The sequence below is a fragment of the Dyadobacter flavalbus genome (assembly GCF_006149045.1).
In the GTDB taxonomy this organism is placed as follows: Bacteria; Bacteroidota; Bacteroidia; order Cytophagales; family Spirosomataceae; genus Dyadobacter; species Dyadobacter flavalbus.
This window is the reverse complement of record NZ_VBSN01000069.1, coordinates 70,166-88,352: the sequence shown is the minus strand read 5'-3', so window position 1 is coordinate 88,352 and position 18,187 is coordinate 70,166. Positions and strand designations below refer to the sequence as shown.

Here is an 18,187-nt window from a genome sequence, read left to right as displayed (position 1 = left end):
AATGGAAGCTGACAGGGCGTCAGTTCCAAAGCAACAATTTGCTTGACTGAATACTAATAACTAAAATTCTGTGCCAAATTAGGAAACAAAGCGTTACAGAGCAATTTATATAAACTTTTTTTCTATTTTTTGTAGTTACTGTACTACAATTTAGGCTGAATCATCCAAATGAAAATTTTTAACTTCAAGACGCTCTGAATCAGGATTGTTTCATTATTCGTCAATTACGGGAATTCATTCCCCAAAAAACGACACTTCCAATCATGTACTACAAAGCAGGTCTTGTCATTTCAATATGCTCGATTTCATCTTCCAGATAAATGGCTCCGGACTGGACAAAATAGAACGATTCATAGAATTTTTTAAGATATAACTGTGCCCCTATACGTATAGTGCTTTTGCCGTAAAGCTGTTCGACTTTCTCGATGGAAACATTCAGAAGTTCTGCACCGAAACCGCTCTTCCGCCCCTGTGCGGAAACGACAATCCGGCCGATGGACGGATACTCATAAGAAATGCCGGGCGGCACAATACGCGAGAAAGCCATCAGTTTTCCGTCAAGGTAACCCGACAGATGACGGCACTTTTGATCTTTATTGTCTGCATCCAGAAAGGTACATCTTTGCTCCACGACAAATACTTCGCTGCGAAGCCGGAGAATCTGATACAATTCTTCATTGGTAAGTTCATCAAACGTTTGGAAACGCCAGTCCAGTTTCAAATTCATTTTAAGCTGTGTTCGGTAAGAAATATATTTTACCTGATTTTAATTGTCTTTTATAAATTTGCAGCATACTTGGCAATAAGCAAGGTATACGTAATTCAAACTTAACTACAAATAAACAATAAGCATGGGAAGAGCTTATGAATATAGAAAGGCGCGGATGTTCAAGCGCTGGGATAAAATGGCCAAAACGTTTACCCGGATCGGAAAAGATATCGTCCTTGCCGTAAAAAGCGGAACGGCCGACCCGGATACCAATGCCCGGCTCCGCGTACTTCTTCAGAATGCACGGGCGGCAAACATGCCAAAGGAAACCATTGAAAGAGCTATCAAAAGAGCTTCGTCCAAAGATCAGGAAGATTATAAGGAAATGGTGTACGAAGGATACGGACCGCACGGCGTGGCCATTCTGGTGGAAAGCACTACGGACAATCCTACGCGTACAGTTGCCAATGTAAGAAGCTATTTCAACAAACTGGGCGGTAGCCTCGGAACCATGGGCATGCTGGATTTCATATTCGACAGAAAATGCATTTTCAAGGTAAAAAATACTGGAAACAAGGATCTGGAAGAACTTGAATTTGAACTGATCGACGTTGGCGGAGAAGAGGTTTTCCTGGATGAAGAAACCAATCTGATCAACATTTACGGTGAATTTACTGCATTCGGCGCGTTACAGCATTTTCTGGAAGACAACGGATATGAAATCGTGGAAGCAGATTTTGAGCGTATTCCGAGCGACACCAAAACGCTGAGCGAAGAAGAAGCCGCCGAGGTTGAAAAACTGATCGAAAAAATCGAAGAAGACGACGACGTTCAGCGCGTTTATCACAACATGGCCTGATCCTGACTAGTAAATAGCCAGAATCTGATGCTGTTTTTTCATAAAATCAAATGGGCTGCCGGCTTCTTTTCCTAAAAGAGAAGCGCCGACAGGCGACGAAGATGAGACTGCAATCACGGTCTCATCTTCTATTTTAACGGCACCGAGACTGACTGCAATAAAAAACCAACCTGCGGAAGTTTCCAGCAGCGAACCGACTGAACTGCGCTGAGAAGTTTCAGACTCACCGATTTTTTCCAGCAGCAGCCTTTCCTGCCTGACCTGTTCGTACTGGCGAGCATGCATGTTGCGGTCGAGCTGGCCCATGGAACGCGAAGTTTCATATTTGTCACCCATCGAGCTTTTTCCCTGATCATTCGCTGAATCCTGCGCTGCCTGCATGGCATTCCATGCCACCATCATACGTTCTTCCAGCAAGGTTTTCAAATAAGCAACAAGTGCGGTTTTATTCATAAAATCCAGATAAAGGTTACAGAACGGCGGCCATTCTGAAACGGCTTTTGACGGTAAAGTTAAAGGCGCGTCACCATATTCAGCAACAAAAATTCAATTTCCTGTTCCCAATGACGCCTTCCTTGTTATCTTTGCCAAACTTTCCAGAACACCAGCAATGACAAAACTTTCGGTCCGGCACTTACTTGGAATTAAAAACCTGAACGAGAATGACATTCAAACCATACTAGATACAGCGACTCAGTTTAAGGAAGTCATCAACCGGCCTATCAAGAAAGTTCCTTCACTCAGAGACATTACGATTGCCAACGTTTTTTTTGAAAATTCGACCCGTACACGGCTTTCTTTCGAGCTGGCGGAGAAAAGACTTTCGGCAGATGTCGTCAATTTTTCAGCTTCCGGCAGCTCCGTTACCAAAGGCGAAACGCTGCTCGATACCGTCAATAACATTTTGGCGATGAAAGTGGACATGATCGTGATGCGCCACAGCAGTCCGGGTGCACCGCATTATCTTTCCACCCGGATTCCTGCCAATGTGGTGAACGCCGGTGACGGTACGCACGAGCACCCGACGCAGGCATTGCTGGATGCATTTTCCATGCGTGAAAAACTGGGCGATCTGACCGGAAAAAAAATTGCCATCATCGGCGATATCACGCATTCCAGAGTTGCATTGTCCAATATTTTCTGCCTTCAGAAACTCGGAGCGGAAATTATGGTTTGCGGACCTTCCACGCTGATCCCGAAGCATTTGGGCGAACTGGGTGTAAAAATCAGCCACAATGTAAAAGAAGCGCTGGCCTGGTGCGATGTGGCCAATGTGCTTCGCATTCAGCTTGAAAGGCAGCAGATCAAGTATTTTCCTTCGCTGCGCGAGTATTCGCTTTATTACGGAATAAACAAAGCCATGCTGGACGACCTGAACAAGGAAATTGTGCTGATGCACCCCGGCCCGATCAACCGCGGCGTGGAACTGTCTTCGGATGCAGCCGACTCACAGCATTCCATTATTCTGGATCAGGTGGAAAACGGAGTCGCCGTTCGTATGGCTGTACTTTACTTGCTTGCACAGCAATAAACCGGTTTTTACTGCTTCCGATTTGCATGTATTTGCCGGATGAAAAACGGACAACCTGCAATTAAGCCGAATCAGAAATATAACAATTGCAATAAAATTTTATCTTTACTGCAATACTGTATCCATTAAAACCCAATCCAATGGCTTTTACCGACGGAATGCTTCGCGACGGAGCATTGGAAAACAAAACGATTGTTGTAACCGGCGGCGGAACGGGACTGGGCAGATCCATGGCTGCTTATTTCCTGAAACTCGGTGCAAACATTGTGATATGCAGCCGGCGCCTGGAAGTGCTTGAAAAAACTGCGAACGAACTGATTGAAACCATCGGCGGAAATGTGCTTGCCATTGCGTGCGATGTTCGCGAGACCGGACAGATTGAAAATGTCATAGCAAAATCCATTGAAAAATTCGGCCGTGTGGACGGGCTGGTCAATAATTCAGCCGGGAATTTTATAAGTCCGACGGAAAAGCTTTCCTACAAAGCAGTGGATACGGTTGTGGATATTGTTTTGCGCGGGACTTACTATTTTACGCTGGCACTTGGCAAATACTGGATCGAAAATAATATCAAAGGAACCGTACTAAATATTTCCACGACTTATGCCTGGACAGGTTCAGGCTGGGTCGTTCCATCGGCCATGGCAAAGGCCGGCGTACTTGCCATGACGAAATCGCTGGCTTTTGAATGGGCATCGCACGGCATCCGTCTTAACGCCATCGCACCGGGGCCATTTCCGACGAAAGGCGCCTGGGACCGGCTTTTTCCGGAAGAACTTGCCAAAAAATTCTCTTTTGAAAACCGCATTCCGCTTCAACGTGTCGGTAATCATCAGGAACTTGCCAATCTGGCTGCCTATCTGATGTCGGATTATTCGGCATACATGACGGGAGAAGTCATTACGCTGGATGGAGGCGAAATCCTTTCTGCAGGCCAATTCAATTTTTTGAAAGAAGTAACTGACGATCAATGGATGCCATTGAATCTCAGACAAAAAGTGCAGGTCGGGACAGCAAGAATCCGGAATAAAAATTTTCTTACCGTTTTATTGGGTAATTTTACCTGTTCATTCGTTATTTCTCAAATGATGAAAACACGTATATGAGAACCAGATTTAGCCTTTGCATTTATATATTGACGGTTATGGTCATGGCCGGGTGCGCTTCGTCGAACAAGACTGCGAAGCAACTGCCCGAAGCACAGGTACGGCCGTCGCAGCAGTCTGCCCCGGTAAATGAAGAACTTTCGCTTATTTCCATTCAGAGCAAATATCTTTTAAAGGATACAACGCAGACCAAAGTTTTCTTGTATGTGGATGCCTATAAGGGAAAAAACCCGATGGCTGCGGAGGAATTCACAAAATTATACAACCTGAACTACGTAATCTATTCCGATTACGGAACAAGAGAACGCCTGGGTTATGGAAACGTAAAGCTTGATTCATCCAATGTTTCCCGAGTGGGCGACAAGATTGTAATTGCTTACGATATCAAAAGCCCGAACAAGGATTACGGCGTTCTGCTGAGCGAAATCAGTCAGGCCGGAACACTGAAAAAAGTATTGAACGACCTTACGATCCGTTTCAAAAAGCAGGATGTAAATGTTACATATGGTGTTTATACGGCTGCAAGTCAGCAGCCATTGCAACGCCATTATGTGAACATCAATGAGCCTTTTACATTGAAGAAAGCAGAAGGCAATGGCGAAAAGCTGCATGTATATTATTATAACCACGATTTCGAAGCGGCCGGTTCGCCCATGAACGTGGCGCCAAAGAACGTCAGCAGATCGCTGGAAGTCGACAGTACTTTCACGATCAACTCCAACGAAACGCTGCAATTTTCCAAAGAAGGACTTTACAATATCTTTTCCGACACGACGCAATCGGAAGGACTTGGCCTGCTGGTTGTAAATGAGCGGTTTCCTAAACTGACACAGCCGCAACTGCTGCTTGGCCCGCTGCTCTACATGAGCACCAACAATGAAATCAATGAAATTAAGAAGGCGGAAGATTACAAAAAAGCGCTGGATAAATACTGGCTTACACTGATGAATGGAAATGCGCCGCTTGCACAACAGTCCATCCGGTCATTTTACAGGCGCGTGGAAGAAGCCAATCAGCTTTTTACAACTTATAAAGAGGGCTGGAAAACAGATAAGGGAATGATTTACATTGTTCTGGGATCGCCTGACAAAGTTCAGCGCAGTAAAGACCGGGAAGTCTGGACGTATGACCAGCGGGGAAATGCCCAGAACGTCAATTTTACATTTAATCGCAAAAACAATCAATTTGTGGATGATCATTATGAACTGGTTCGCTATGCCGAATACCAGCCTATTTGGTATCCAGTAGTAGAAGCATGGAGAAACGGAAGTATACGGTAAGAAAACCCGCCCCAAGACAGTCCCAGGCCGATATGGTTTTTGGTACGCAATCTGTACTTGAAACCCTGCGTTCGGGCAAGGAAATAGAACGCCTGTTCATTCAGCGCGAATTCGGATTAGCTGAAATCGAGAAACTGGCCAAGGAAATGGGCGTTCCTTTTCAGCGCGTGCCGGTCGAAAAACTGAATCGTGTAACGCGTAAAAATCATCAGGGCGTCATTGCGTTTGTATCGCCTATTCAGTACATGCCGCTGCATAACGTGTTGACGCAGGTTTACGAAGATGGAAAAACACCGCTTTTGCTGCTGCTTGACAGGGTAACGGATGTAAGAAACTTCGGAGCCATTGCGCGAACAGCCGAATGTGCGGGCGTACAGGCGCTTATTGTTCCGATGAAAGGCGGCGCACAGATCAATGCGGATGCGATGAAAACGTCTTCCGGTGCCTTAAACTTTCTGCCCGTTTGCCGTGAGCCGAACCTGTACGAAACTTTGATGTATTTAAGAAACAGCGGTCTGCAGATTATCGCCTGTACCGAAAAAACAGATAAATCCCTTTACGATATTGATTTTTCCATTCCGACTGTCATCATCATGGGTTCTGAAGAAGACGGGATTTCAAAGGAATTTATACAGCTTGCCGACAGCGGCGCAAGAATCCCGTTAATCGGGCAAGTGGAATCGCTGAATGTTTCCGTGGCCAGTTCAATCGTACTCTATGAAGCAGTAAGGCAAAGAATCAAGTAGATTTTATAATTTTGTACATAACACCTGACGTGCTTGGATTGCAACTCATCCAAGCACGTCAGGTGTTTTTTTATTTAAGAAGAACAAAAAGCTCCGAAACAGCTGAGCAATACTCACTGTTCCGGAACTTTAATTTTTAATATTGTTTTACGGCTTTACTGCCGGAAACTCTTCATAATCCAGCCTCCGCCGACTACATCGTCGCCTTCATAAAATACGGCTGCCTGGCCGGGTGCAATGCCGTTTACGCCGTCATGAAAACGCGCTACAATTCTGTCCGGCTCTGTTTGTTCAATTAAAGCCGGCGTTCCGTCGTGTTTGTATCTTACTTTGGTTATTGTTTCAAGCGGTTTTTCAATGGATGCGTATTTTTGCAAATTCAGCTTGCTTACGTACATGCCGTCGCGGAACAAGTCCGGCAAATCGCCCAGAACCACTTCATTTGTTTCTTTACGGATTTCGGTAACAAAAGCCGGTTTTCCCAACGCAATGCCAAGTCCTTTGCGCTGACCGACTGTATAAAACGGGTAACCTTCATGCTTGCCTACAACCGTTCCGTCCTCAAAAACGAAATTGCCGCCTGCAACTTCCTGTTCAAGACCGGGAATTCTTCTTTTTAGAAACCCGCGGTAATCGTTATCCGGCACAAAGCAGATTTCATAGCTTTCCGACTTGTTGACCAGATCAATAAACCCTCTTTCCCGCGCCATTTCCCTGATTTCCGATTTATGCAGATAACCTAACGGCAATTTGGTTCTTGAAAGGCTTTCCTGTGAAACGCCCCAAAGCACATAGCTCTGGTCTTTCCAGCTGTCAATTCCTTTTGAAACATAATAACGGCCGTCGTTAAACTGCATATTGGCATAATGTCCGGTTGCGATAAATTCACAGTCCAGCCGGTCCGCACGTTTCAGGAGCGCGTCCCATTTAATGTGCGTGTTGCACAGCACACACGGATTCGGCGTACGTCCTTCGAGGTATTCGCCTGTAAAATGATCAATGACATAATCACCGAACTCGGTTCTGATATCCAGAATGTAATGTGGAAACCCCAGTTCAACGGCAATGTTCCGGGCATCGTTGATCGAATCAAGCGAGCAGCAGCCGGTTTCTTTTTTGGTACCTCCGCTGCTGGCGTAATCCCAGGTTTTCATCGTCATGCCAATGACTTCATAACCTTGTTCATGTAACATAACAGCTGCCAGCGAGCTGTCGATGCCGCCACTCATGGCGACGAGAATTCGTCCGTGTTTGCTCATTTCTGTAATCTGCGAAGGTTGAATGCCTTCCGATTTGATTGATTTAAATTAAAGAAGTAACAGCTTTTGTCCGCTGAATGGTTCTGCAAAGGTAGGATTAATCTTTCAGGAAAGTCCAATTTTCACGCATTCACCTGACGGATCACGTTTTTGATATTGAGTTCGATAATGTCCGTCATGCTTTCACACGTATGGTAATGGCTATCAGCATAATGCCTGAAAAGCCCTTCCCGAAGCTGATGAATATTTTCCATTGTGGAAATATTGTCTTTTTTGGAAACATCACGCAATTCCTTCAAACGGTGCTTCTCGCTTCTTGCCTGATACATAATCGACGACTGTTCTTCCTGCTGATACTGCAGAACCGTTTTGTCCGTCAGATATTCCATAGCCAGTTCCACATACGGACGATTTTCCTTGAAAAACTGCGGCATGTACACTTTCAAGTTTCCCTCGTAAAACTGCTGGTCAAAATCAATGGCGCGTAGACGGAACTGGAAATCGTCGAAATCGGGCGTGATCTGCATCACGAAATTATACGCTCGCATATCACCCAGCAGCGTAATCATGCAGCGTTCGTTGAACTTTACAAATTCTTTTGCAATGCGGATCGGATTGTAATCGGTATGTCGCAGACGTGATTTGGCAAATTCATCACCCGGAATGCCGGCAATATGTTCTTCGATCAGGCTGTCGCCGTCAACAAGGTAATTAACCTGATTGGGCGAAAAAATCTCTTCGAGTTCAAGACCGTAAATGCGCGAAGCATCGGCTCTTTTCACGTAGAAATAATCGTAAATATCATTCAGCCTGTTTACAATCTTGATCCGGAAAGGGTTGGAATTGCCAAACTTGCAGTAATCAATGCGGTCAATATATTTATGCTCGACAATGCGCAGATTGCCCGAAGCCTTCAGCATGGCATACGCTTTTTTCAAACCATTATGCAGCCGTTCCATTTCATGCGGCGGATACATCGGGCTTTCCCACAACGTATCTTTCCCGTTTTTATCCATCACCGGAAACGATTCGTAAAAGCCAAGCAGATCCTGATAACCGACCGGCAACTTGGCGTCCCGCTGATAAAAACGCAGGTATTTTCTTAATTCCACACTGACCGGATAAATCGGTTTTTTCTTTAAAATCTTGACATCACCCTGTTCCATAGCAGGAAGTTAGCATTTAAAATGCAGAATTGCACAGCGTACGGTTCTCAGCCGGCTTTAAAAATGAAAAACCCGTTTCTTGAAAATTTAACATTCGGCTAATACCGTTTACTCAAACTTGCTGTAATTTCCGGCTTTCAATGGAAAAGACAGCATGCGGTAAAAACCGGCGTAAACTGTCTTTTTATAAAAATCCAATCATTCTAAAATGAAGAACTATATTTTAACGCTTGCAGTTGGCTTACTTTGCCTGATCAATTTTGAAAGTATGTCTCAGAATAAAAACAAAGTCATTGCGCACCGCGGTGCATGGAAAAATACCGGAGCCACGGAAAACTCCATTGCTGCGCTGGAACATGCCATCAAGCTCGGATGTTACGGCAGTGAATTTGACGTGCATATGTCGGCGGATTCAGTTCTTTATGTATTGCACGATCATGAGATCAAAGGGACGCATCTTGAAAAAACCACTTCTGCCGAGCTTTCCAAGATCAAACTGGAAAACGGCGAAAGTCTTCCGACGCTTGAAGCCTATCTGAAAGCCGGTTCCAAACAGAAAAAGACGAGACTTATTCTGGAAATTAAAACTTCTTCGCTTGGCAAAGAGCGTTCACTTGCGCTGGCGACAAAATGCGTCGAAATGGTAAAAAAGCTTAAAGTGGAGAAAATAACAGACTACATTGCCTTTGACTTCGACGTTTGCAAAAAAGTAAAAGAACTTGCGCCCAAAGCGCATGTGGAATACCTGAACGGTGACAAAACGCCTGAGGAAATTGCTGCCGCCGGCCTGGACGGAATTGATTATCATTTCAGTGTTTACAAAAGAAAAGAAGATTACATTGCTGCCATGCGCCAGCAAAAACTGATCACAAATGTGTGGACTGTAAACGACGAAGCGACTATGAAATGGTTTCTGGAAAAAGACGTTGATTTTATCACCACCAACGAGCCTGAACTGCTGCTTGGCCTGACAAAGCAGAATTAAGATTTCGGACTGAATATTCCTAAACCCTTACTTAGTTATTATTCTGCCTGTATTTTTCAATAGCGGCCTTGATGCGCCCGGCTCTGTTGGCCGGGCTCGGGTGCGTGCTCATGAATTCAGCAGAGCGGTTTCCGCCTGACGCTTCTTCCAGAACCTTCATTACATCCAGCAATGCTTCGGGATTGTAGCCGGCATCCATCATGTACTTTACGCCAAAATCGTCGGATTCCAGTTCATCATCGCGTCCGTAACTCAGATTAACAAGATTGGCTACATATTGTGCGGTCTGGGCCGTGGTATAATCGCCGCCTGCAACGCCTGCTGCACCGGCCAGTCCGCGTAAAAGATCCGTTTTTGCCATTTGCTCGGCAGAATGCCTGCCGATAACATGTCCCATTTCGTGGCCCAGAACACCGGCGACCTGATCTTCGGATTTCAGCTTTTTAAGCAGGCCCATTGTAATGAAAATCTGTCCGCCGGGAACGGCAAAAGCATTCACGGTATTGGGGTCAGCCAGAACGTGAAAATCAAATTTATAAGGAGATTTGCCGGCATCGGTTGCCAGAACGAGTTTCTGCCCGATTGCTTTTACACTGTTCTGCACTTCGGGGTCATTGTAAAGCCCGCCAAATTCAGCTGCCATCTGCGGCGCGGATTGCAGGCCAAGCTGCACTTCTTCTGCCGGTGACATGCTCACGCGCTGCTTTTTACCCGTAACAGGATTCACCTGCGTTTTGCTGAAATAATTAAATAAGGTTATCAGAACGACGATAAGGGCAAAGATCAATCTGGCTCCGAACTTGAACATTTACAGTATGCATTAAGTGAAATTTTGTGTTTTTCTACAAAACGCATACCAAACGTATAACCTTGTATTTTTATCCGATTCTTGCTGTCTGAAGCTGCCCGTTTGTTTCCTGCCATGCGCGGATAACCTGTGTGAGCTGCTTGTATTCAATCAGGAATCCGTCGTGCCCGTACAAAGAATCTATTTCCTGAAAAACGGCATCGGGAATATGTCTTGCAAGGAACTGCTGTTCGGACAATGGAAAAAGAAGATCGGATTTGATTCCCAGAACCAGCGTTTTGGCTTTTACCAGACCCAGTGCATGCACGATTCCGCCGCGGTTTCGGCCTACATTATGCGAATCCATAATTTTGGAAAGCACCCAGTAGGAAAATGCATTGAAGCGTTTCACAAATTTATCTCCCTGATACTGCTGATACGAAGATGCCCGGAAATCATCAATCTGGTCCGGATTGTCGCGTGCCTGGGTAAAATTATACGTGTCGTAATTCCGGTAAGACAACAATGCAATGGACCTTGCAGCGCGCATGCCCATACTGCCCGCATCTTCATGATCTTCTGCGTAAGTAGGATCGGCGGCAATGGCCATCCGCTGCGATTCATTAAAAGCAATTCCCCACGGAGAATGCAGCGCATTGGAGGCAATCAGGATCAGTTCTTCACAAAGGTCCGGCACTTCCACGGCCCATTCCAGCGCCTGCTGGCCGCCCAGCGAACCGCCGATGCAGATTTTGATCTTACGAATTTCCAGTTCCTGCCTCAGCAATTCCATCGCACCGACCACATCGCGAACGGTAACAGTCGGGAAATTGCGGTAGTAAGGTTCACGCGTTTTCGGATTGATGGAAAGCGGCCCCGTTGAGCCATATGCAGACCCGATTACGTTGACGCAGATGATAAAGTATTTTGCAGGATCAAAGTATTTGTCCTCTCCTACCAGCCCGTCCCACCATTCGGCAACGTTGGAGCTTCCTGTCAGTGCATGACAAACCCATACAATATTGCTGTCGTCTGCATTTCTTTCGCCGTAAGTTGTATAAGTCAGTTCAAAGCCTGGCAATTCGCCTCCTATTTCCAGAAAATAGGGATATGGATATTTAAAGATCTTTTGTTCCGCTTGCATAAGTGCCAAAGCACAAAGGTTAATTCAAAATTAAATGTGCTGCGTTCCATAAATGGCATGAAAAGCAGCCTGAGCAACTGAAAAATTGATTTTCAATTGTAGATGCGAGAATAAAGCCATCCGGCTTACGGAAATTTCTAACAGTAAGTTCACACGAATTGAGTTTATATCTCCTAATAACTTAGGTGGGAATTAGCACCTTTCTCCAAAATGGTAGCAGGTTGCCAGAGGTTCGTTGAGCCCATTCTCTCGCCTCTTCTTTATAAATCAACCGCTGATAAAAGTGAAGCAATTGACTTGATGGTGCAATATTAAGTGCCGGTGCCTGAAAATGCAAATAAAAGCGCAATTACTATTTTGAACCAAAACTGAGCTTTTTATCTTTGCCGGCCAACGATTCCAGGTTTCAATGAAAAATTATCCGATTGTATTTCTTCTGTTGTTTATTGCCCACATTTCTCTTTCCCAAAGCACAGAACCTTCTCCTGAAAACATAGCCCGGCATATTCAAAAACTTGCTTCCGACAAAATGAAAGGCCGGGGAACAGGCAGCCGGGAAAATGACAAAGCATCGGAATACGTAAAAAACCAGTTCAAAAAGTACGGACTTCAGCCAAAGGGCACCAACGGGTTTTATCAGCCTTTTATAGCAAAAGTAAGGCGTGTGACGGTTCCGGACAGCATCCGGCAAACAAGAAATATTATCGGTTTTCTGGACAACGGAGCTGAATATACCATTGTCATCGGTGCACATTTTGACCATCTCGGACTGGGCAGACAGGGAAGCTCGAAAGCGGAAAACCCAGAAGGACAAATCCATAATGGTGCCGATGACAATGCTTCCGGTGTGGCCGGCCTGCTCGAACTGGCCAGGCATTTTTCTAGAAATGATGTGAAGGAATCGTGTAATTTCCTGTTTATCGCCTTTGGAGCCGAAGAACTTGGTTTGCTGGGTTCACGGCATTTTGTAAACAATCCTACGATTCCACTGGATAAAATCAACTTTATGTCCAATATGGATATGATCGGTCGGTACGACCCGAACCGCGGTGTGGGCATCGGAGGCTATGGCACAAGCGAAGAATGGCCGGCTGTTTTCAAGGACGTAACAGGCAATGTCAAATTTTTTACAGATCGTGCCGGAAGCGGAGGCTCCGACCACGGATCTTTTTATGCAAAACAAATTCCTGTTCTATTTTTTCATACCGGCGGCCATGACGACTATCACAAGCCTACCGATGATCCGGAAAAGATTGATACTGAAGCAGAAGCCGGCATACTTGCCGTTCAGATCAGGCTTATTGAAAATGCCATGAAGTTCCGGAAACTGAAGTTCACAGAAGTAAAGTAGTCATTTATAAAATTAGTGAATCTTGAAATGTAAATATATTTTACAAAGATATTCTTACATTTATAACTTTATAAACAGAAGCATATAGCATTGCAAATGATTTTCACCAGTTTGAAAGAAATTGAATACCGTTCGTAAAACAGAGAATAATCTGTTTCTATGAATTACCAAAATGCACCTAGTTTGTTCTGATTTGAACAGGAATATTGGAATTTTCCATAGACAACTTAATTTAATAGAAAATATTTTTAATACCTTGGTATTGCTAACCCCGATTTGAGATTTACATGAAACTTCCAATATATCAGATTGACGCCTTTACTGACAAGCTTTTTTGTGGAAACCCCGCAGCAGTTGTTCCATTAACCGAATGGCTATCGGATGAATCAATGCTTCATATTGCTGCCGAGAATAATCTGGCCGAAACGGCCTTCTATGTACCGACAGAAACGGGATTCCATATCCGCTGGTTTACACCGGCCGTAGAAGTCGATCTTTGCGGCCATGCCACGCTTGCAACTGCTTATGTGATTTTTAATATACAAGGCTACGAAGGACAGGTTATCCGTTTCAGCTCACGGTCCGGCGAACTGATCGTTGAATGCAAAGAGGACTGGCTCACGCTGAACTTTCCCGTAGATCATTTCCAGATTGCCGTTCCGCCTCCTGCTCTGATGGAAAGTCTTAATTCGACCACCATGCTGGAAGTTTACAAAGGAAAAAGTGATTATCTGGTTGTTTTGGAATCTGAAGAAGCTGTGCGTAATCTGGATTTTGATATTATTGTTCTTTCCACCATTCCGGCGAGAGGAATCATTGTTACTGCCGCCGGCAACGATGTCGATTTCGTATCAAGATTTTTTGCGCCGCAATCCGGAATTGACGAAGATCCCGTAACAGGCTCGGCGCACACAACGCTGATTCCGTACTGGGCGGAAAAACTTTCGAAGCACAGACTGACTGCCAAACAGCTTTCCAAACGCGGCGGATACCTTAAGTGCGAGCTGGACGGAGAACGCGTCCTCATCGGCGGCCAGGCAAAACTTTACCTGCGGGGCGAAATCCTGGTTGACTGAAATTCCTGATCAGCTTTCCTTATTGCGCATTAATTTGGTCCGTTGTCCTGCATACAGGCCGGCTATCACGAGCACTGTTCCTGCTATTGTATAAATCGTTACGGGTTCGGACATCAGCCACCATGCAAAAAAGAATCCGAACAGCGGACATAGAAACAGCCATAAAGAAGCACGGACCGTATCAATTCGCAACAAGTAAAACCAGCATATCAAACCAACAATTGAAACGGCAAGGCTAAGCCATAACACAGAAAACCAGAAGCGCTGATCCCATGCAGTTGCTGAAAAGTCAGTGAATAAAAGTGTGGCCGGAAGCAGGAAAATTCCGCCCAGAAAAACCTGCCATCCGTTAATGAGCAGATTGGGCAGTGTCCACTTTACAGTCGCATAATAAACACTTGCCGCAGAAACGGCAACCATACTGACCAGAAGCAACGCAATGCCGCCCAACGTCGTGTAGCTATCCGCCAGAAGCGGGTAAGTGGCAATGCCGACACCAGCCATTCCAAGGATAATTCCGAGCCATTCATTGGTTCCCGGCCGTCTTTTCAGCCACCAGGCAGATAATAAAACGATAATCAGCGGGTTTACCGAGACGGCAAGGCTGCCGATTCCGGCTGCGGTATATTTCATGGCATACACGTAGAGGCCCAGATAAAGCGTTGTATTTAAAAATCCGAAAAGTGCCAGCTGTTTCCATTCATTTTTGTCGGGCAAACGATAGGATTTGTCTTTTCCGAACAAATAGGAAAAGGAAAGCAGCAGAATGCCGGCTATAAAAAACCGGATGTTGGCCAGGATCAGCGGAGCAGCAGATTGTACACCAAATTTGGTAGCCACAGAAGCAGAAGACCATAATATGGAAAATAGAATTCCGGTTGCAATATTTTTCACACTTCTAATTATTATGCGCCAAAAATACGTGATGCATTTCGGCTTCCGCCTTCACTTTTTATATTTTTGGGCATGATTAGCAAAAAAAATGCAACTTACATCCTGACGATTCTTTTTACAGGATTGTATTTTCCTTCTTTTTCCCAAAGTCAGTGGACATATGATTTTAACAATGCCCTTCTTCCCATTGAAAATGCCGGACCGGCGCTGAAACCGCTCGGGCAGGCAGGCCAGTTTATAAAAGAAAAAATCCCGGGTTCAGAAGACCTGAGCCGGACCACTTACCGGTTTGAAAAAAACAGCGGCCTTCAGTTCAACAACTCCGAAGCAAAAGGATTTCTGAACAAATCATTTACGGTTGAGATTTATTTCAAGCTGGACGAGCTCGACAGCTGGAAACGTGTTCTGGACTTCAAGAACAGAAAAAGCGATTATGGCAGTTATATATATGATGGAAAACTGAACTTTTACGATTTTGCAATTGGTGAAAAAGCGCCGGTAAAAGCGAATCAGTATGTACATTACGTCTATTCGCGTGATTTTGAAACCAAGATCATTAAAATGTATATTAACGGCCAGTCCAAGCTGGAATTCAAGGACCCGGGTACCGAAGGAATGCTGGACAATGATCAGGTGCTCAACTTTTTTCAGGATGATCTGGTCGCAAACCATGAATCGAGTGCCGGCTCCATTGCGCTCATCCGTGTTTATGACCGCGTAATGACGCCGGTTTTTATCCGGAAAAGTTATCAGACGATCAGTAAAGATTACAGGGAAACTGCAAAATCGGAAAATGAAAAGCCGGAAGTAGTCACATCCGCACCGGAAAAACCTGTCAGAAGCAACAGCAATCTTGTGAATGTCACCGGCCGTGTTTACGACGGCAAAAACCTGAAACCGGTTAATGATGCCGAGGTAACTGTCAGAAAAAGTGTAAACGATTCGCTGGTGGCACTGGCTAAAACGGTAAACGGTATTTACAAATTCGAACTTACGCCATTTGAGTCTTATAAAATATCGGCACAGGCAGACGGTTTCCAGTCCCGGAGCATTGCGGTTAAAACGACCAACCGCTACGAAGAAGTGAAATCGCTGATCAGCCTTTCCGCCGAAACCTATGACGCTCCACTGAGAACTTTATATTTTACACAAAGTACGGAAGTTCTGGAAGATGAAGCGCTTTCCGAAATTGACTCCATTGTCTCCTACTTTCAAAGAAGGCCGGACCTGAAGATCATTCTGAAAGGCCATACAGACAATACCGGCAATTTCGAAAAGAATCTGGATTTATCCAGAAAACGTGTTGAAACGGTTAAAACATATCTGACGGGAAAAGGAATTCCTGAAAACCGGATTGAAGGAGCCGGTTACGGACCGGCGCAGCCGAACAGAGTAAATCAGTCAGAAACTCAGAAAAAATCCAACCGCCGCGTGGAAGTCTGGGCAGAGCCTGTAAAAAGATAAAGCCATCTCACTGAGACGGCTTTATACTGACTATTCCTAAACCCTTAACCTTTTCTTATCTTTATATAACCTAAAAGTTGTTAAATAAATTCGTTTTCAAATAATCGAATTCAGATTAATCAACTCTTTATAATTTCTTCTGAATTTAAAATTCCGGTTTGTCATATTCAGAACCTGAAAATCTCAGTTTCCCTTGACTTCTGAATTTTATATTATAAAGTAACCTGTTACTCAATAATACTCCTTATTTTCAATATTACAAAAAAATCGTACCTGCACGAATAAATACGTCAAATATATTAGAAGTATGCCATTAATTATTTACTGTCGGCGCTTCTAATCACTTAATGTAAATACTGCATTCCGCAGCTTTGTAGTTTTAACTTTCACCAAGCATTAGTTTGATTCGGTTCGCTTCCCGGATTTATTCAATTCCGATTTACATCAACTACAATACAAATGTCCGTATTAATTTTGAAATTACAAATTCATTCAAATCGCTTCAACAGAATTTTATTTGGAATATTATATTTTTATTAGTTATAAATATACAATATTATACTCATTAACAATTATGATAATATTTAATATTTGGCAATTCCAGTATTTTGCAGAATAAACCTCAATCTTGAAATATTTATATTTCCTTTAAATAATCCAATCATTGATTATAATTATTCATTGTTGCCTGTATCCCCAAAGTACAAAATGATAAAACCATGTCTCCCGCATTGTCCAAAAACACCGGGAGTTCCGGCATCTCTTCATTGGAAAATGGTTTGAGTACATAATCTACTTGCCTGCCGCGCGGAAAATTATTGCCGATTCCGAATCGCAGCCGCGGATACTCTGTGGTTGAAAGCAATTCTTCGATATTCCTGAGACCGTTATGCCCGCCATGGCTTCCTTTGGGTTTAATCCGCAGTGTTCCAAACGGTAGCTGCAGTTCATCTACAATAACAAGCAAATTTTCAGTCGGTATTTTGTACTGATCCATGTAATAGCGGATTGCTTTTCCGCTCAGGTTCATGAAAGTGGTCGGTTTTATAAAATAGATCTGCCGCCCTTTATGCTTCCATTCCGCGACAAAAGCCAGACGTTCAAAGGAAAACTTGAAATCATGCTGTGCTGCCAGCCTGTCCAGAACCATAAAACCGATATTATGTCTGGTAAATGCGTATTCCGGACCAATATTTCCCAACCCGGCAATAAGATATTTCATTTGGTAAAAGTTTTTGATTTCATTTTTGAGCACTTAATTTAGGCTAAAATTCAGGGAAATTATATCATGCCCCAAAAACGATTAATACTGAACAGCCCATTACTTGAAATCATGACCAGCCGGTTATGTCAGCAACTTATTGAAAATCACCAGGATTTTTCCAATTCAGTTGTAATGGGTCTGCAGCCGAGAGGAATTTATTTTGCAGAAAGGATCATTGCAGAATTACGTGAACGTACAGGAAAAGATATTCCGCTTGGTTATCTGGACGCTACTTTTTACCGGGACGATTTCCGCCGCCGTGAATCGCCGCTGCTGCCGAACAAGACCAATGTACCTTTTCTGATTGAAGGCAAAAGAGTAATCCTGATCGACGACGTGCTGGCCAGCGGACGAATGGTCAGGGCTGCATTGGATGCCATGACTGCATTCGGGCGCCCCAAAATGGTTGAGCTCATGGTGCTTATCGACAGACGCTATAACCGGGAATTGCCTATTGATCCGGATTATGTAGGCATGAATGTAAGCACGGTTGAAAGTCAGCGCGTACAGGTGGAATGGAAAGAGCAGGGCTTCCATTCCGACCAGATCTGGATGGTTGACTGAAC

At 44.3% G+C, this 18,187-nt stretch carries 17 protein-coding genes, 1 pseudogene and 1 riboswitch; of the genes and pseudogenes, 10 read left to right on the top strand and 8 right to left on the bottom strand.

All coding sequences use genetic code 11. The features are described 5' to 3' along the window. Positions 1-268: 268 nt before the first annotated feature. Entirely contained in the window at positions 269-727 is a 459-nt protein-coding gene (locus FEM33_RS22260; protein WP_139014182.1) for a GNAT family N-acetyltransferase, read from the bottom strand. 124 nt (positions 728-851) lie between these two features. Between FEM33_RS22260 and FEM33_RS22255 the strand changes: the two genes are divergently transcribed. Then, positions 852-1,568, top strand: a complete 717-nt coding sequence (locus FEM33_RS22255) for a YebC/PmpR family DNA-binding transcriptional regulator (protein ID WP_139014181.1) — start codon at positions 852-854, stop codon at positions 1,566-1,568. A gap of 6 nt (positions 1,569-1,574) precedes the next feature. Here FEM33_RS22255 and FEM33_RS22250 read toward each other — a convergent pair whose 3' ends face one another. Beyond that, a complete protein-coding gene (locus tag FEM33_RS22250; protein WP_139014180.1) occupies positions 1,575-2,021 on the bottom strand; it encodes a transcription elongation factor in 447 nt (148 codons plus the stop codon). Positions 2,022-2,178: 157 nt separating this feature from the next. On the opposite strand from FEM33_RS22250, the gene FEM33_RS22245 reads away from it, so the two are divergent. The 4 genes and pseudogenes from FEM33_RS22245 (at position 2,179) to rlmB (ending at position 6,231) form a co-directional block, all read left to right on the top strand. Next, a complete protein-coding gene (locus FEM33_RS22245; RefSeq protein WP_139014179.1) occupies positions 2,179-3,099 on the top strand; it encodes an aspartate carbamoyltransferase catalytic subunit in 921 nt (306 codons plus the stop codon). A 140-nt stretch (positions 3,100-3,239) separates the two neighbouring features. Next, a pseudogene (locus FEM33_RS22240) lies at positions 3,240-4,129 on the top strand (SDR family oxidoreductase). 120 nt (positions 4,130-4,249) lie between these two features. After that, entirely contained in the window at positions 4,250-5,485 is a 1,236-nt protein-coding gene (locus tag FEM33_RS22235) for a GWxTD domain-containing protein (protein ID WP_139014339.1), read from the top strand. Then, a complete protein-coding gene (gene rlmB / locus FEM33_RS22230; protein WP_139014178.1) occupies positions 5,461-6,231 on the top strand; it encodes a 23S rRNA (guanosine(2251)-2'-O)-methyltransferase RlmB in 771 nt (256 codons plus the stop codon). Before FEM33_RS22235 ends, rlmB begins: the two co-directional genes overlap by 25 nt. 155 nt (positions 6,232-6,386) lie before the next feature. On the opposite strand, the gene mnmA is transcribed toward rlmB, so the two are convergent. Together mnmA and FEM33_RS22220 are read right to left on the bottom strand one after the other, a co-directional pair. Beyond that, entirely contained in the window at positions 6,387-7,490 is a 1,104-nt protein-coding gene (gene mnmA / locus FEM33_RS22225; RefSeq protein ID WP_139014177.1) for a tRNA 2-thiouridine(34) synthase MnmA, read from the bottom strand. A gap of 122 nt (positions 7,491-7,612) precedes the next feature. Beyond that, positions 7,613-8,656 (bottom strand): hypothetical protein, encoded by a 1,044-nt coding sequence (locus tag FEM33_RS22220; protein WP_139014176.1) that lies wholly within the window; start codon positions 8,654-8,656, stop codon positions 7,613-7,615. A 208-nt stretch (positions 8,657-8,864) separates the two neighbouring features. On the opposite strand from FEM33_RS22220, the gene FEM33_RS22215 reads away from it, so the two are divergent. Then, positions 8,865-9,641, top strand: a complete 777-nt coding sequence (locus FEM33_RS22215; RefSeq protein ID WP_139014175.1) for a glycerophosphodiester phosphodiesterase — start codon at positions 8,865-8,867, stop codon at positions 9,639-9,641. Between the two features lie 31 nt (positions 9,642-9,672). Here the strand turns inward: FEM33_RS22215 and FEM33_RS22210 are convergent, their stop codons facing one another. After that, complete coding sequence (locus FEM33_RS22210) at positions 9,673-10,449, bottom strand: M48 family metallopeptidase (RefSeq protein WP_139014174.1); 777 nt, start codon at positions 10,447-10,449, stop codon at positions 9,673-9,675. Between the two features lie 70 nt (positions 10,450-10,519). After that, positions 10,520-11,572 (bottom strand): homoserine O-acetyltransferase family protein, encoded by a 1,053-nt coding sequence (locus FEM33_RS22205; RefSeq protein WP_139014338.1) that lies wholly within the window; start codon positions 11,570-11,572, stop codon positions 10,520-10,522. A gap of 161 nt (positions 11,573-11,733) precedes the next feature. After that, positions 11,734-11,841, bottom strand: a riboswitch (SAM riboswitch). Between the two features lie 140 nt (positions 11,842-11,981). On the opposite strand from FEM33_RS22205, the gene FEM33_RS22200 reads away from it, so the two are divergent. Together FEM33_RS22200 and FEM33_RS22195 are read left to right on the top strand one after the other, a co-directional pair. Further along, positions 11,982-12,923, top strand: coding sequence for a M20/M25/M40 family metallo-hydrolase (locus FEM33_RS22200; protein ID WP_139014173.1), 942 nt, complete (start codon positions 11,982-11,984; stop codon positions 12,921-12,923). Positions 12,924-13,210: 287 nt separating this feature from the next. Next, positions 13,211-13,999, top strand: coding sequence for a PhzF family protein (locus FEM33_RS22195; RefSeq protein WP_139014172.1), 789 nt, complete (start codon positions 13,211-13,213; stop codon positions 13,997-13,999). 9 nt (positions 14,000-14,008) lie between these two features. On the opposite strand, the gene FEM33_RS22190 is transcribed toward FEM33_RS22195, so the two are convergent. Continuing rightward, positions 14,009-14,893, bottom strand: coding sequence for a DMT family transporter (locus FEM33_RS22190; RefSeq protein ID WP_139014171.1), 885 nt, complete (start codon positions 14,891-14,893; stop codon positions 14,009-14,011). A 72-nt stretch (positions 14,894-14,965) separates the two neighbouring features. On the opposite strand from FEM33_RS22190, the gene FEM33_RS22185 reads away from it, so the two are divergent. Further along, positions 14,966-16,357, top strand: a complete 1,392-nt coding sequence (locus FEM33_RS22185) for an OmpA family protein (protein ID WP_139014170.1) — start codon at positions 14,966-14,968, stop codon at positions 16,355-16,357. Between the two features lie 661 nt (positions 16,358-17,018). Here the strand turns inward: FEM33_RS22185 and pth are convergent. Beyond that, positions 17,019-17,579: an aminoacyl-tRNA hydrolase gene (gene pth / locus FEM33_RS22180; protein ID WP_139014169.1), complete on the bottom strand. Its 561-nt coding sequence runs from the start codon at positions 17,577-17,579 to the stop codon at positions 17,019-17,021. A gap of 66 nt (positions 17,580-17,645) precedes the next feature. On the opposite strand from pth, the gene pyrR reads away from it, so the two are divergent. After that, complete coding sequence (gene pyrR, locus FEM33_RS22175) at positions 17,646-18,185, top strand: bifunctional pyr operon transcriptional regulator/uracil phosphoribosyltransferase PyrR (protein ID WP_139014168.1); 540 nt, start codon at positions 17,646-17,648, stop codon at positions 18,183-18,185. The last annotated feature ends 2 nt before the right edge of the window (positions 18,186-18,187 follow it).

What these genes read in the sequence shown, in the direction of transcription:
- mnmA (WP_139014177.1), bottom strand. Translation starts at nt 7,490, where the DNA reads ATGAGCAAACACGGACGAATTCTCGTCGCCATGAGTGGCGGCATCGAC.
- FEM33_RS22210 (WP_139014174.1), bottom strand. Translation starts at nt 10,449, where the DNA reads ATGTTCAAGTTCGGAGCCAGATTGATCTTTGCCCTTATCGTCGTTCTG.
- FEM33_RS22255 (WP_139014181.1), top strand. Translation starts at nt 852, where the DNA reads ATGGGAAGAGCTTATGAATATAGAAAGGCGCGGATGTTCAAGCGCTGG.
- FEM33_RS22220 (WP_139014176.1), bottom strand. Translation starts at nt 8,656, where the DNA reads ATGGAACAGGGTGATGTCAAGATTTTAAAGAAAAAACCGATTTATCCG.
- FEM33_RS22250 (WP_139014180.1), bottom strand. Translation starts at nt 2,021, where the DNA reads ATGAATAAAACCGCACTTGTTGCTTATTTGAAAACCTTGCTGGAAGAA.
- FEM33_RS22195 (WP_139014172.1), top strand. Translation starts at nt 13,211, where the DNA reads ATGAAACTTCCAATATATCAGATTGACGCCTTTACTGACAAGCTTTTT.
- rlmB (WP_139014178.1), top strand. Translation starts at nt 5,461, where the DNA reads ATGGAGAAACGGAAGTATACGGTAAGAAAACCCGCCCCAAGACAGTCC.
- FEM33_RS22200 (WP_139014173.1), top strand. Translation starts at nt 11,982, where the DNA reads ATGAAAAATTATCCGATTGTATTTCTTCTGTTGTTTATTGCCCACATT.
- FEM33_RS22205 (WP_139014338.1), bottom strand. Translation starts at nt 11,572, where the DNA reads ATGCAAGCGGAACAAAAGATCTTTAAATATCCATATCCCTATTTTCTG.
- FEM33_RS22245 (WP_139014179.1), top strand. Translation starts at nt 2,179, where the DNA reads ATGACAAAACTTTCGGTCCGGCACTTACTTGGAATTAAAAACCTGAAC.
- FEM33_RS22260 (WP_139014182.1), bottom strand. Translation starts at nt 727, where the DNA reads ATGAATTTGAAACTGGACTGGCGTTTCCAAACGTTTGATGAACTTACC.
- pyrR (WP_139014168.1), top strand. Translation starts at nt 17,646, where the DNA reads ATGCCCCAAAAACGATTAATACTGAACAGCCCATTACTTGAAATCATG.
- FEM33_RS22185 (WP_139014170.1), top strand. Translation starts at nt 14,966, where the DNA reads ATGATTAGCAAAAAAAATGCAACTTACATCCTGACGATTCTTTTTACA.
- pth (WP_139014169.1), bottom strand. Translation starts at nt 17,579, where the DNA reads ATGAAATATCTTATTGCCGGGTTGGGAAATATTGGTCCGGAATACGCA.
- FEM33_RS22235 (WP_139014339.1), top strand. Translation starts at nt 4,250, where the DNA reads ATGGCCGGGTGCGCTTCGTCGAACAAGACTGCGAAGCAACTGCCCGAA.
- FEM33_RS22215 (WP_139014175.1), top strand. Translation starts at nt 8,865, where the DNA reads ATGAAGAACTATATTTTAACGCTTGCAGTTGGCTTACTTTGCCTGATC.